Origin of the sequence: Streptococcus sp. 'group B' (assembly GCF_002073795.1) — a bacterium.
In the GTDB taxonomy this organism is placed as follows: Bacteria; Bacillota; Bacilli; order Lactobacillales; family Streptococcaceae; genus Streptococcus; species Streptococcus agalactiae.
This window is the reverse complement of the sequence record NZ_CP020432.1, coordinates 122,828-136,646: the sequence shown is the minus strand read 5'-3', so window position 1 is coordinate 136,646 and position 13,819 is coordinate 122,828. Positions and strand designations below refer to the sequence as shown.

Below are 13,819 nucleotides of genomic sequence, written 5' to 3'. Positions count from 1 at the left end.
TAACTATGAATTCAAAGAGAGGTGACTTTGGTTATGACTGAGAACTGGTTACATACTAAAGATGGTTCAGATATTTATTATCGTGTCGTTGGTCAAGGTCAACCGATTGTTTTTTTACATGGCAATAGCTTAAGTAGTCGCTATTTTGATAAGCAAATAGCATATTTTTCTAAGTATTACCAAGTTATTGTTATGGATAGTAGAGGGCATGGCAAAAGTCATGCAAAGCTAAATACCATTAGTTTCAGGCAAATAGCAGTTGACTTAAAGGATATCTTAGTTCATTTAGAGATTGATAAAGTTATATTGGTAGGCCATAGCGATGGTGCTAATTTAGCTTTAGTTTTTCAAACGATGTTTCCAGATATGGTTAGAGGGCTTTTGCTTAATTCAGGGAACCTGACTATTCATGGTCAGCGATGGTGGGATATTCTTTTAGTAAGGATTGCCTATAAATTCCTTCACTATTTAGGGAAACTCTTTCCGTATATGAGGCAAAAAGCTCAAGTTATTTCGCTTATGTTGGAGGATTTGAAGATTAGTCCAGCTGATTTACAGCATGTGTCAACTCCTGTAATGGTTTTGGTTGGAAATAAGGACATAATTAAGTTAAATCATTCTAAGAAACTTGCTTCTTATTTTCCAAGGGGGGAGTTTTATTCTTTAGTTGGCTTTGGGCATCACATTATTAAGCAAGATTCCCATGTTTTTAATATTATTGCAAAAAAGTTTATCAACGATACGTTGAAAGGAGAAATTGTTGAAAAAGCTAATTGAAAAAGTCAAATCACTGACTTCTGTGATTAAAATTGTATTTTTTATATCTGTTTTAGTGCTTATTATTGTTGAAATGATTCATTTGAAACGAACTATTTCTGTTGAGCAACTAAAGAGTGTTTTTGGGCAATTATCTCCAATGAATCTTTTCTTAATTATCCTTGTGGGGGTTATCGCTGTCTTACCGACAACCGGATATGACTTTGTACTGAATGGACTTTTACGTACAGATAAAAGCAAAAGGTATATTTTACAGACTAGTTGGTGTATCAACACTTTTAATAACTTGTCAGGATTCGGTGGCTTAATCGATATTGGGTTGCGCATGGCTTTTTATGGTAAAAAAGGTCAAGAGAAGAGTGACCTAAGAGAAGTGACTCGTTTTTTACCCTATCTTATTTCTGGTCTGTCATTTATTAGTGTGATTGCCTTAATCATGAGCCATATTTTTCATGCCAAAGCTAGTGTTGATTACTATTATTTGGTATTAATTGGTGCTAGTATGTATTTTCCTGTTATTTATTGGATTTCTGGTCATAAAGGAAGCCATTATTTCGGAGATATGCCATCTAGTACTCGTATAAAATTAGGTATTGTTTCTTTTTTTGAATGGGGATGTGCAGCCGCAGCGTTTATAATTATCGGTTATTTAATGGGCATTCATCTACCAGTTTATAAAATTTTACCACTATTTTGTATTGGTTGTGCCGTCGGGATTGTATCCCTTATTCCCGGTGGATTAGGAAGTTTTGAATTAGTTCTATTTACAGGGTTTGCTGCCGAGGGACTACCTAAAGAAACTGTGGTTGCATGGTTATTACTTTATCGTTTAGCCTACTATATTATTCCATTCTTTGCAGGTATCTATTTCTTTATCCATTATTTAGGTAGTCAAATAAATCAACGTTATGAAAATGTCCCGAAAGAGTTAGTATCAACTGTTCTACAAACCATGGTGAGCCATTTGATGCGTATTTTAGGTGCATTCTTAATATTTTCAACAGCATTTTTTGAAAATATTACTTATATTATGTGGTTGCAGAAGCTAGGCTTGGACCCATTACAAGAACAAATGTTATGGCAGTTTCCAGGTTTATTGCTGGGGGTTTGTTTTATTCTCTTAGCTAGAACTATTGATCAAAAAGTGAAAAATGCTTTTCCAATTGCTATTATCTGGATTACTTTGACATTGTTTTATCTTAATTTAGGTCATATTAGTTGGCGACTATCTTTCTGGTTTATTTTACTATTGTTAGGCTTATTAGTCATTAAGCCAACTCTCTATAAAAAACAATTTATTTATAGCTGGGAAGAGCGTATTAAGGATGGAATCATTATCGTTAGTTTAATGGGAGTTCTATTTTATATTGCAGGACTACTATTCCCTATCAGGGCTCATATTACAGGTGGTAGTATTGAACGCCTGCATTATATCATAGCATGGGAGCCGATAGCATTGGCTACGTTGATTCTTACTCTCGTTTATTTATGTTTGGTTAAGATTTTACAAGGAAAATCTTGTCAGATTGGTGATGTGTTCAATGTGGATCGTTATAAAAAACTACTTCAAGCTTACGGTGGTTCTTCGGATAGCGGTTTAGCCTTTTTAAATGATAAAAGGCTCTACTGGTACCAAAAAAATGGAGAAGATTGCGTTGCGTTCCAATTTGTAATTGTCAATAATAAATGTCTTATTATGGGGGAACCAGCCGGTGATGACACTTATATTCGTGAAGCTATTGAATCGTTTATTGATGATGCTGATAAGCTAGACTATGACCTTGTTTTTTACAGTATTGGACAGAAGTTGACACTACTTTTACATGAGTATGGTTTTGACTTTATGAAAGTTGGTGAGGATGCTTTAGTTAATTTAGAAACGTTTACTCTTAAAGGGAATAAGTACAAACCTTTCAGAAATGCCCTAAATAGAGTTGAAAAGGATGGTTTCTATTTCGAAGTTGTACAATCGCCACATAGTCAAGAGCTACTAAATAGTTTGGAAGAGATTTCTAATACTTGGTTAGAAGGACGTCCTGAAAAAGGTTTCTCACTAGGATATTTTAATAAAGATTATTTCCAACAAGCCCCAATAGCTTTGGTAAAAAATGCTGAACACGAAGTTGTTGCTTTTGCTAATATTATGCCAAACTATGAAAAGAGTATTATCTCTATTGATTTAATGCGTCACGATAAACAGAAAATTCCGAATGGCGTTATGGATTTCCTCTTTTTATCATTATTCTCTTATTATCAAGAGAAGGGATACCACTATTTTGATTTGGGGATGGCACCTTTATCAGGAGTTGGTCGCGTTGAAACAAGTTTTGCTAAAGAGAGAATGGCGTATCTTGTCTATCATTTCGGTAGTCATTTCTACTCATTTAATGGTTTACACAAGTATAAGAAGAAGTTTACACCATTGTGGTCGGAACGTTATATTTCTTGTTCTCGTTCGTCCTGGTTAATTTGTGCTATTTGTGCCCTATTAATGGAAGATAGTAAAATTAAGATTGTTAAATAAGCTTTATTTGGCAATTAAAAAGAGCATGTCATGCGACATGCTCTTTTTAAATCATTTAATACCATTGATTGCTTGAATCTACTTTATAATATGATGTGCTTTTAAATATTGTTTAGCTACTGTAGCTGCTGATTTATGCTTTACAGCTACTTGGTAGTTCATTTCTTGCATTTCTTTTTCAGTGATATGACCAGCAAGTTTATTGAGAGCTTTTTTTACTTGAGGGTATTTTTTAATCGTATCTTGCCTTAGTAGCGGTGCTCCTTGATATGGCGGAAATAGATGCTTATCGTCTTTGAGAATTTGAAGTTGATACTGGATTAATTCACTATCGGTAGAGTAAGCGTCAATAATATTGACATCTTTACTATTGATAGCTTGGTATCGTAAAGCAGGTTCTAAGGTTGAGATATCAAGGTTTAAACCATAATGTTTCTGTAAACCAATACTCCCATCCTCTCTATCCTTAAATTCTAAAGTGAAACCAGCTTTTAGTTTATCTAATTTTTTTAGGTCGCTGATATTTTTGAGTTGATTAGCTTCAGCGTAATCTTTTTTAACAGCTACAGCGTAGGTGTTTTGATAAGCCATAGGTGACAAAAGTGACAACTTATCTTGTTTTAAAATACCGTTTTTGGCTAAGTTGTAAACCTGTTTAGGGTTATTACTTACTTTAGGAGGATTTTTAAGTAAACTTGATGTAATAGTACCTGTAAACTCTGGGTAAAGATCAATATCACCAGATTTTAGGGCTTGATATAAGAAAGTTGTTTTTCCGAAATTAGGTTTAAGCTTAACTTTGATATCTGTCTGATCCTCAATAAGTTCTTTGTACATATTAATTAAAATATCTGGTTCAGTTCCTAACTTCCCTGCAACAGTTATCGTTGCAGTATTTGTTCCAGGCATCCATTTTGGAGCATAGGATAGTCCTAAGCCTGCTAGTAAAAGTATACCAGAAACGGCTATGGTTCGTAATCTAGCCTTTTCTAGTAATCCAATTAAACCACTAAATATAATAGCTAAGACAGCAGAAGAGATTGCCCCTATGAGAATTAGAGAAGGATTGTTGCGATCAATCCCTAACAAAATAAATGATCCAAGGCCACCAGCTCCGATAAGACTAGCTAATGTAGCTGTACCAATAATCATAACAGAGGCAGTTCTAATGCCTGAGATGATAACAGGCATACTTAAAGCTAACTCAAACTTTTTAAGCCTTTCCCAACGTGTCATTCCAAAAGCGGTTGCTGCCTCAATGAGATTAGCATCAATTTGCATCAGTGCTGTTACAGTATTTTGTAAAATTGGAAATAGAGCGTAAATAATTAGTGCAACGACAGCTGGTACAGTTCCAATTCCCATAAAAGGTATAAATAAACCAAGCAAGGCTAAAGAAGGAATTGTTTGAAATATCCCAGTTATCTGAAGGACAACATGACTGATTTTTTTATAATGACTAATGATGATACCGAGTGGAATAGCAATTAAAGTTGCTAAAATAAGTGTTAGTAGTGATAGCTGGAGGTGTTCAATAAGACTTTGAGTCCAATCTCCAAAACGCTCTTGAAAGGTAGTGATTAGTGTTGTCATACTCAGTTCTCCTCTTCAAATAGGGTTCTAACAAATTGGTCAGAGGGATTATTTTGAATTATTTCTGGTCTATCCAATTGCACTATCTTACCTTCCTTAATAACACAAATTCTATCTGCAAGACGCATAGCTTCCTTCATGTCATGGGTGACAAACACTAATGTAATACCCAATTCAGACTGTAATTGTTTGGTGATATCTTGTAATTGACGTCTTGAGATAGGGTCTAAAGCAGAAAATGGCTCATCCATAAGTAGTACCTTAGGTTTAGCAACGATTGCTCGTAGGATACCTATGCGTTGTTGTTCCCCACCAGAGAGCTCATGAGGATAGCGATTAAAGTAGTCCTTAGCAGGTAAACCCACCTTATCAAGAAGGTCGCTAGCGGCTTTTTTTTGGTCACCTTTTGACCAGCCCTTCATTTCAGGGATAAGTTCTATATTTTCTCCAACTGTTAAATTAGGGAAAAGTGCAATTTGTTGCAAGACATAACCAGTTTCTAAGCGTAATTGTCGCAAATCAAGTGATGTAATGTTTTCCCCATCTAAAGTAATAGCGCCTTGGCTTGGTTCGATGAGACGATTAATCATCTTGAGGATGGTAGTTTTACCACTGCCACTGGCCCCCACAAGGACAAAGAATTCTCCTCTTTGAATATGGCAACTAATATTATCAATGATGGTATGATCACCATATGATTTACTAACATTTTCAAATGAAATCATGTAATTTACTTTCTAGTGCGTAACGAGTGTAGGTCGTATGATATTAGGGTTATATTAGCATAAAGTAGACATTCAAACAACTATCTGACATTTAAATTGTCAGAAACGATAAACTAGAAGCAAAAACAAACACCTTGCGGTAGACAAGGTGTTTGTTGGAGATTTATGAAAAGAAAAGTTTTAGGATGGTTATAGTATATAAGGCCATGCTTAAACAAGTCTTAAAACGTTTTACTCTGTAAAATAAGTTCATCGAAAAAACGTTTAAGTGAAATTTTACCACCATACATGCTTTTTCCTTGAATAAGTTGTGCCTCATTATGGATATTCTGAAATCCAAACAATGCATTAGCATATTGCAGTGTTAATTCATTTTCAAAATCATCAATGTACAGATGAGCCATATTTATCATAGCTTTTTTAACGGCACGACGAATACGTTGTAAAATGATTTTTTGTTGGTGTTCATCGATAGAAAGTTCTTTTTGAAAATCAAATTGGGCAAAATTTAATTCTTGTTTTAATAAAAGTTCACAGATGTTAAGAATATCTGTGTAGGCTGTCTCTGAAGTAATACCTAAATAACTGAGTATTGAACGGATTTTAGTGAGGTTACTAGTCGTTATAGGCTTTTGATATGATGGCGTATTTTCTAGGAGATTTTGGATTGTATTTAATTTTTTTTGCATTTCGATAGTATCAGTGACACGTTTCACGACGCTTTTTACTTCAATAATATTAATGGGTTTATTAATAAAAAATTCGATTCCTGCTTTATATGCTTCTTGTCGTAAATCATTATCTTTGACTTGGGAAATCATAATAAATTTTAAATCGGAACGCTGTTTATAGATTTTTTGGACTAATGTTACACCGTCTAATATTGGCATTAATAAATCAATCAATACGATATCAACATCTGCAATCAGCAATTCGTTGTATGCTTTACTGGAGACATTATTCACTCTGACTACTGTATTATTGAAATCTTCTTCAATAATATCTTGTAAAATCATAGTGATAGTGGGGTCATCATCAATAATATAGAATTTCACGTATTATCTCCTAACTTAAATCGATTTTTACGGAATAACAGTGTAAATGTTGTTCCATTTGGCTGATTAGGACAAACAGTTATCGTTCCTTGATATTGCTCTTCCATTAAAATACGCACGTGGGATAGCCCGATTCCTCGATAGATATCACCATTAGCATCAAATTTAGTCGAAAATCCAGGTTTGAAAATCATGTGTTTCATTTTATCAGGTATTCCTGGTCCGTTATCACTAATCTCAATTTTAATAAAATCTTCTAATTCTTCTGTGTGAACACTGATTGTACCCTTTTTTTGTTTATCAATAGCTTCTACTGCATTTAAAACGATATTGGAAATAATGGTTAGTAAATAGTAATAGTTTGATATTATCAAATTACATTTATTATTTTCGAGAATAATGATATCTTGATGCCGAAATTGAATAATACTCCTAGTATAAGATAAAACAATTTGAAAGATATCTTTCAATGCCATAGTTGATTCATTTTTTACACTAAAATAGGTTCCTAAGCCTTTAATAATATTTTGGTAATCTTTCTTAACTTCGTGAACGTCCCGCGAAATATCTAGAGAGAGGTGTTGGTATTCTTTAGGTAGGTGATATTTGGATAACTCTTTATCTAATAAATAAGCATTTTTCATGATGTTTTCAATTTCAATGATATTTTTTTGCATAAAATAAACCTCGCTTTTAACGGCTGAAGTTGACCACATAAAATAATAGTATCGACGTTCGTGATCGTCTTTTTGTAAGAGAAGTGATAGATAACTATAAGTATAAGCCACAGCGCAACTAATAAAAGCTCGCAAAAGTGCTATGGCAAATAAAGTAGCGAATATAGTTATAGTATAATTGTTAAACTTTATGAGAAAACTAATTTCTACAAGGTTGGCAAAATAATCACAAATAATGATAGAAAAGAAAAAAGTACCTTTATTACGGTAGGAACGATGCCAATAAATAGTATAAAAGGTGATGCCATAACAAATATAAAACGCCATATCAGTTAAAACGAATTCAATTATTTGATGAATCTCAGCCTCGCCAGCGATACTTAATATGATTCCTCTGAAGATAGGAGAAGCAAAAGTAATTCCTAGACAGAGAAGAATTGGATTAATGTCGTCATTAAAATATAAAAAGACAGGCAAAATGAACAAAGATAAGGTCATAATAAACCCATCAGCAAGTATTGAGATATTGATTTGAGCAGCTAAGGCGATAGCTATTGCAGAGATAATAATACGCTGCCTTCTTTCTAGATGTTTTTCTGATAATATATCTAGCATATAAATGTCCTTAAAGTTTTTTTGAAGATTTTTGATGAATTTTGATTATTTTTGAAAGCGCTATCTACAATAAGAGTATAAAAAAAAAGGAGGCAATAAGCAATGAAAAATTTACGTAACCGTAGTTTTCTTACTTTATTGGATTTTAGTACAGCAGAAGTTGAATTTCTTTTAAAACTTTCAGAAGATTTAAAACGTGCTAAATACGCAGGAATTGAACAACAAAAACTTGTTGGTAAAAATATCGCTTTGATTTTTGAAAAAGATTCTACACGGACACGTTGCGCTTTTGAAGTTGCTGCTCACGATCAAGGAGCTCATGTTACTTATTTAGGTCCAACAGGCAGTCAGATGGGTAAAAAAGAGACCTCAAAAGACACTGCGCGTGTGCTAGGTGGTATGTATGATGGTATTGAGTATCGTGGATTTTCTCAAGAAACAGTTGAGACTTTAGCCGAATTTTCAGGAGTTCCTGTGTGGAATGGTTTAACCGATGCTGATCATCCAACGCAAGTACTAGCCGATTTTCTGACCGCTAAGGAATGCTTACATAAGCCCTATAAAGATATTCGCTTTACGTATGTGGGTGATGGACGTAACAATGTCGCTAATGCCTTGATGATCGGTGCTTCTATTGTAGGCATGACTTATCATTTGGTTTGTCCTAAAGAATTAGAGCCAGATCCTGAACTACTCTCTAAATGTCAAGAAATTGCGAAAACTACTGGTGCTTCTATTGAAATCACTGCTGATATTGCAGAAGGCGTCAGAGATTCAGACGTCCTATATACAGATGTTTGGGTTTCAATGGGAGAACCGGATGAAGTTTGGAAAGAAAGAATAGCTCTTTTAGAACCCTATCGTATTACCCAAGAAATGCTTAATATGACAGAAAATCCAAACGTTATTTTCGAGCATTGCTTGCCCTCATTTCATAATATAGATACTAAAGTTGGATACGACATTTATGAAAAATATGGTTTGAAGGAAATGGAAGTATCAGATGAAGTTTTTGAAGGCCCTCACTCAGTTGTTTTCCAAGAAGCTGAAAATCGTATGCATACTATTAAAGCAGTTATGGTAGCAACTTTAGGTGATTAGGAGGAATTTTCATGGCAAAAATTGTTGTTGCACTAGGAGGAAATGCCTTAGGAAATTCTCCAGAAGAACAATTAAGATTAGTAAAACATACTGCAAAATCATTGGTGGCCTTGATAAAAAAGGGACACGAAATTGTTGTAAGTCATGGTAATGGACCACAAGTTGGTGCCATTAATTTAGGAATGAATTTTGCGGCTGAGAGTGGTCAAGGAACTAATTTTCCTTTTCCAGAATGTGGAGCAATGAGCCAAGGATACATAGGCTATCATCTCCAACAGAGCCTTTTAAATGAATTACGTCAAGAGGGAATAAATAAGGAAGTTGCTACAATTATTACCCAAATTGAGGTGGATGAATCAGACCAAGCATTTAGCGCACCTACCAAGCCTATAGGCACCTTTTATGATAAGGAGACATCAGAAAAGATTGCTATAGAGAAAGGGTATACTTTCGTAGAAGACGCTGGACGAGGGTATCGTCGTGTTGTTGCTTCACCTGAACCTAAAAAAATCATCGAAATTAATAGCATTAAAACACTTATTGAAAATGATACCCTAGTTATCGCAGGTGGAGGTGGAGGCATCCCTGTCATTAATAAGGGAGGTTATGAAGGTATTGCAGCTGTTATTGATAAAGACAAATCTAGTGCACTGTTAGCAGGAGAACTAGCTGCGGATCAATTGATTATTCTCACTGCAGTTGATTATGTTTATACTCAATTTGGTAAAGAAAATCAAAAAGCTTTAACAGAGGTTAATGAGAATCAAATGATTGATTACGTTAACCAAGGTGAGTTTGCAAAAGGAAGTATGTTACCTAAAGTAATAGCCTGTATGAGTTTCTTAGATCACAATCCGAAAGGAATAGCCTTAATCACCTCATTAAATGGTTTAGAAGATGCATTAGATGGGAAATTAGGAACACGTATAACTAAGTAATCTCAGATAAGTGCAAAGAAATGATTATTTAACCTTCATCTTTGCACTTTTTCTGATGAAGTCAATCTATTTTTATTATAGAGGAGGCGTGTCATGCCAGAAAAAATGACAAACAGTGAAAACAAAAGGAGTAAAGGTTTTCGAATGCCAGGTGCCTTTACAATATTATTCATTTTAACAATCTTTTCGGTTTTGGCTACATGGTGGATACCTGCTGGGTCCTATTCAAAATTACAATTTGATACAGCATCATCCAAACTAGTAGTAACAGATCCAAATGGTAAGACAGTTCATGTTCCAGCAACGCAAACACAGTTGGATAAGATGAATGTCAAAATTAAAATTAAAGAATTTACTTCTGGTGCTATTAGTAAGCCAGTTTCAGTTCCAAATACTTACAAACGTTTGAAGCAAAATCCAGCAGGCATTGGCTCCGTGACGACTAGTATGGTAAATGGAACCATTGAAGCTGTTGATATTATGGTATTTATCATGGTACTTGGAGGCATGATAGGAGTAGTTAGAAAGAGTGGCGCTTTTGAGTCTGGTCTTCTAGCTTTAACAAAGAAAACCAAAGGTAGAGAGTTTTTATTGATATTTTTAGTTTCCTTATTGATGGTTTTAGGCGGTACTCTATGTGGTATTGAAGAAGAAGCAGTTGCTTTTTATCCTATTTTAGTTCCAATCTTTTTAGCCATGGGTTATGATTCTATCATTTGTGTAGGTGCTATTTTCTTAGCAAGTTCTGTTGGGACATCATTTTCAACAATTAATCCGTTTTCTTCTGTTATTGCTTCAAATGCAGCTGGTATTAGTTTCACAGAAGGCTTATCATGGCGTACAGCAGGGTGTATTGCAGGTGCTATTTTTGTTGTGGTGTATCTACATTGGTATGCTAAAAAAATAAAAGCGAATCCAGAGTTTTCATATTCCTATGAAGATAGAGTAGAATTTAATGCTAAATGGGGCATGACAACTAACCATACACCCTCACTCTTTACTATTAGACAAAAAATTATTTTAAGTTTATTTGTTATTTCATTTCCTTTGATGGTTTGGGGAGTAATGTCACAGGGATGGTGGTTTCCAACCATGGCTTCTTCCTTTTTAGCTATTACAATTATTATTATGTTTTTAACAGCAACTGGGGCAAATGGTATTGGAGAAAGGGATGTTGTTGATGAGTTTGTTAATGGTGCATCAAGCCTTGTTGGGGTTTCATTAATCATTGGTTTAGCGCGTGGTATCAATATTATTTTGAGCCAAGGTTATATATCAGATACGATGCTTTACACAGCTTCAAAATTAGCTTCACATGTTAGTGGCCCTGTCTTTATCATTGTTATGATGTTTATCTACTTTGTGTTAGGATTTGTTGTTCCATCCTCGTCGGGTTTAGCAGTACTTTCAATGCCAATTCTAGCACCTCTTGCAGATACTGTTGGGATTCCTCGTTCAGTAGTAGTAATGGCTTATCAATTTGGGCAGTATGCAATGTTGTTTTTAGCACCTACTGGACTAGTTATGGCAACCTTGCAGATGTTAGATATGAAGTACTCCCATTGGCTAAAATTTGTGTGGCCGGTTGTTTTATTCCTCCTAATATTTGGTGGCGGTTTGTTAGTTCTACAAGTTTTAATACTTTAAAGATTTCAGCTATTAGTCTCAAAAATATCTGAAGAGATATAATAAATTGAGTTTAAGTTAAATAAAAAAAACGATAGGTGTAATCTATCGTTTTTTTTATTTCCTTTCTCTAGTCTTTCTTCAATTTTGGAAAGGTGAGCGTAAACTGACTGCCATCATCAGGTTTAGAATCAACCCATATTTTAGCACGGTGTATTGTAGCGATTTGTTTTACTAAAGATAGCCCTAAACCAATTCCAGACTGACTATCCTTGGTTCGAGCAGAGTCCACTTGATAGAAACGGTTCCAAATTTTACTTTGGTCATCAACTGAGATACCTAGACCATTATCTTTAATAGAGAAGACAATTTGATTATCGGACTGTCTTAGACTAATAGAAATATGATTGTTTGTAAATTTAATAGCATTTGAAAATAGATTATCAAAAAGCCGTTTGAGTAGTGTTTGTTGACCTATAATCCAAAGGTCATCTTCGATTTGAGAGTCAAGGTGTATAGGGGTATTATCTAATAATCTACTCGAATCGGATACTAGTTGCTTCATCATAATTGAGAAATTAAGAGGTTCTAACTGAATTGATAATGGATTTTCTGCCTTAGTCAATTCTAGAAGTTGCTCAACTAATTTTTTCATTGATAGTGACTGACGGTGTATAACCTCAAAGGATTCTTTTGCTTCACTTAAATTTTCTGCGTAGTTTTTTCCGTATTCACTTTCAGAAAGTATAACTGTTACAGGAGTCCGTAGTTCATGAGAAACATCATTGTTAAATTGTTTTTCCCGAACAAATGATGATTCAATAGAAGCCAACATAGTATTGATAACAGCTGCTAGCTCAGTTAATTCATTTTCGTTATTTTTAGTGATAATTCGCTTAGTATAGTCTTCATTTTGGGTAATAAATTGAGCGGTTTCAGTAATTTCTTGAATCGGTCTAAAAGCGCGCTTTAAAATTAAATAGCCACCAACAGTTATTATAATCAACATAAGAGGAAGAACGATACCCAAACTAAATAACAATTCAGTTAATTGCTTATCCAGTCTGTCAACAGTACGGATAGCACGTAACCACTGATTTTTCCCAGAAATTGGAATATCAACATACTGAAAGGTACGATTCTCCATGGAAAATAGAGATAATTTCTTTTTATGTTTATGTTGATGGTCTAAATCCCTTTTAAATCCTTTTGGAAAACCAGAATAGATAACTTTTCCATTTTGGTCATAGACTGAATAAAATATTCCATCTTCAAAAGCCTCATACCGATGACCTTTAGCTAACGCTTGACTCATTTGCACAGCTTTAGCTTCTAAATTTTTTTTAGATTTGTTTTCAGCAATGCTTTTTGAAATAAAAAATGAACCAATTAATACACCGATAACAAGGATAAAAATAAAAGAGCTGTACCAGAGGGTAATTTGAGTGATGATGCTAGACTTTTTAGGGTAATTTATTTTACTTTGGAATAACATATCCTAAACCTCGTTTAGTTTTTATTAGTGATCCATCTCGATTGTTATCTAGTTTTCGACGAAGGTTTTTGATAAGGACATCAATAATATTGGACTCTCCATAATAATCATAATCCCAAACGTGTTCACGAATTTGATGACGAGAGAGGACTTGGTCTCTGTGACGTGCCAAATACTCAAGGACTTCGTATTCCTTAGCTGTTAAATCAATCAAATTGTCGTTTCTCCAAACTTGCTTTGTAGATAAATTGATTGTTATATCTTGAATTTGAATATCATCAGAAGATACTTGTCTATTTGTACGTCGTAACATAGCTCGAATTCGGGCCATGAGTTCTCCAAATTCAAATGGTTTTACAAGGTAATCATCCGCACCAAAATCTAGACCTGCGATACGATCTTCAACGGCATCTCGAGCAGTCAACATAAGAATAGATACTTGACTTCCTTTGTTGCGAAGCAGTTTTAAAAAGGTGAAGCCGTCCATTTTTGGCATCATTACATCTAAGATAATCACATCATATTCTGCCACTGAAACAAATTGTAAGGCTTCTTCACCATTTGAAGCACTGTCAACACTGTAGTGTTGCTTTTTTAAAAGTTTTACAATACTACGGTTCAAGTCAAACTCATCTTCAACAACAAGGATTTTCATTTTTTGGCCTCCGTATGGCTTTTTTCCATTATATCACA

The 13,819-nt window shown here is 34.4% G+C and carries 11 protein-coding genes; 5 read left to right on the top strand and 6 right to left on the bottom strand.

The genetic code is table 11. The features are described 5' to 3' along the window. Nucleotides 1–33: 33 nt before the first annotated feature. Nucleotides 34–777, top strand: a complete 744-nt coding sequence (locus tag A6J68_RS00695) for an alpha/beta fold hydrolase (RefSeq protein ID WP_000138567.1) — start codon at nucleotides 34–36, stop codon at nucleotides 775–777. Next, nucleotides 761–3,301 carry a bifunctional lysylphosphatidylglycerol flippase/synthetase MprF gene (gene mprF, locus A6J68_RS00690; RefSeq protein WP_000733236.1) on the top strand — a complete coding sequence of 847 codons (2,541 nt, stop codon included), beginning with the start codon at nucleotides 761–763 and terminating at the stop codon, nucleotides 3,299–3,301. The genes A6J68_RS00695 and mprF overlap by 17 nt, the downstream gene beginning before the upstream one ends. A gap of 78 nt (nucleotides 3,302–3,379) precedes the next feature. Here the strand turns inward: mprF and A6J68_RS00685 are convergent, their stop codons facing one another. The 4 genes from A6J68_RS00685 to A6J68_RS00670 all read right to left on the bottom strand — a co-directional run bounded on the left by A6J68_RS00685 (nucleotide 3,380) and on the right by A6J68_RS00670 (nucleotide 7,966). Continuing rightward, nucleotides 3,380–4,894 carry an ABC transporter permease/substrate-binding protein gene (locus A6J68_RS00685; protein ID WP_000209279.1) on the bottom strand — a complete coding sequence of 505 codons (1,515 nt, stop codon included), beginning with the start codon at nucleotides 4,892–4,894 and terminating at the stop codon, nucleotides 3,380–3,382. Between the two features lie 2 nt (nucleotides 4,895–4,896). After that, nucleotides 4,897–5,619: an ABC transporter ATP-binding protein gene (locus A6J68_RS00680; RefSeq protein ID WP_000622721.1), complete on the bottom strand. Its 723-nt coding sequence runs from the start codon at nucleotides 5,617–5,619 to the stop codon at nucleotides 4,897–4,899. A 221-nt stretch (nucleotides 5,620–5,840) separates the two neighbouring features. Continuing rightward, a complete protein-coding gene (locus A6J68_RS00675) occupies nucleotides 5,841–6,674 on the bottom strand; it encodes a DNA-binding domain-containing protein (RefSeq protein ID WP_000675242.1) in 834 nt (277 codons plus the stop codon). Then, entirely contained in the window at nucleotides 6,671–7,966 is a 1,296-nt protein-coding gene (locus A6J68_RS00670; RefSeq protein WP_000884296.1) for an ATP-binding protein, read from the bottom strand. Before A6J68_RS00670 ends, A6J68_RS00675 begins: the two co-directional genes overlap by 4 nt. Before the next feature lie 102 nt (nucleotides 7,967–8,068). On the opposite strand from A6J68_RS00670, the gene argF reads away from it, so the two are divergent. The 3 genes from argF to A6J68_RS00655 all read left to right on the top strand — a co-directional run bounded on the left by argF (nucleotide 8,069) and on the right by A6J68_RS00655 (nucleotide 11,652). Further along, complete coding sequence (gene argF / locus A6J68_RS00665; protein WP_000793622.1) at nucleotides 8,069–9,067, top strand: ornithine carbamoyltransferase; 999 nt, start codon at nucleotides 8,069–8,071, stop codon at nucleotides 9,065–9,067. 11 nt (nucleotides 9,068–9,078) lie between these two features. Beyond that, nucleotides 9,079–10,005 (top strand): carbamate kinase, encoded by a 927-nt coding sequence (arcC, locus tag A6J68_RS00660; protein ID WP_001074356.1) that lies wholly within the window; start codon nucleotides 9,079–9,081, stop codon nucleotides 10,003–10,005. 93 nt (nucleotides 10,006–10,098) lie between these two features. Beyond that, nucleotides 10,099–11,652, top strand: coding sequence for a YfcC family protein (locus A6J68_RS00655; protein WP_001114295.1), 1,554 nt, complete (start codon nucleotides 10,099–10,101; stop codon nucleotides 11,650–11,652). 109 nt (nucleotides 11,653–11,761) lie between these two features. On the opposite strand, the gene A6J68_RS00650 is transcribed toward A6J68_RS00655, so the two are convergent. Together A6J68_RS00650 and A6J68_RS00645 are read right to left on the bottom strand one after the other, a co-directional pair. Beyond that, nucleotides 11,762–13,126: a sensor histidine kinase gene (locus A6J68_RS00650; protein WP_000898851.1), complete on the bottom strand. Its 1,365-nt coding sequence runs from the start codon at nucleotides 13,124–13,126 to the stop codon at nucleotides 11,762–11,764. Beyond that, nucleotides 13,110–13,781 (bottom strand): response regulator transcription factor, encoded by a 672-nt coding sequence (locus tag A6J68_RS00645; protein ID WP_000699618.1) that lies wholly within the window; start codon nucleotides 13,779–13,781, stop codon nucleotides 13,110–13,112. Before A6J68_RS00645 ends, A6J68_RS00650 begins: the two co-directional genes overlap by 17 nt. Nucleotides 13,782–13,819 lie beyond the last annotated feature (38 nt).

Excerpts from the sequence above, each read along its gene's own strand:
- A6J68_RS00670 (WP_000884296.1), bottom strand. The coding sequence starts at position 7,966 with ATGCTAGATATATTATCAGAAAAACATCTAGAAAGAAGGCAGCGTATT.
- A6J68_RS00645 (WP_000699618.1), bottom strand. The coding sequence starts at position 13,781 with ATGAAAATCCTTGTTGTTGAAGATGAGTTTGACTTGAACCGTAGTATT.
- A6J68_RS00685 (WP_000209279.1), bottom strand. The coding sequence starts at position 4,894 with ATGACAACACTAATCACTACCTTTCAAGAGCGTTTTGGAGATTGGACT.
- argF (WP_000793622.1), top strand. The coding sequence starts at position 8,069 with ATGAAAAATTTACGTAACCGTAGTTTTCTTACTTTATTGGATTTTAGT.
- arcC (WP_001074356.1), top strand. The coding sequence starts at position 9,079 with ATGGCAAAAATTGTTGTTGCACTAGGAGGAAATGCCTTAGGAAATTCT.
- A6J68_RS00695 (WP_000138567.1), top strand. The coding sequence starts at position 34 with ATGACTGAGAACTGGTTACATACTAAAGATGGTTCAGATATTTATTAT.
- A6J68_RS00650 (WP_000898851.1), bottom strand. The coding sequence starts at position 13,126 with ATGTTATTCCAAAGTAAAATAAATTACCCTAAAAAGTCTAGCATCATC.
- A6J68_RS00680 (WP_000622721.1), bottom strand. The coding sequence starts at position 5,619 with ATGATTTCATTTGAAAATGTTAGTAAATCATATGGTGATCATACCATC.
- A6J68_RS00655 (WP_001114295.1), top strand. The coding sequence starts at position 10,099 with ATGCCAGAAAAAATGACAAACAGTGAAAACAAAAGGAGTAAAGGTTTT.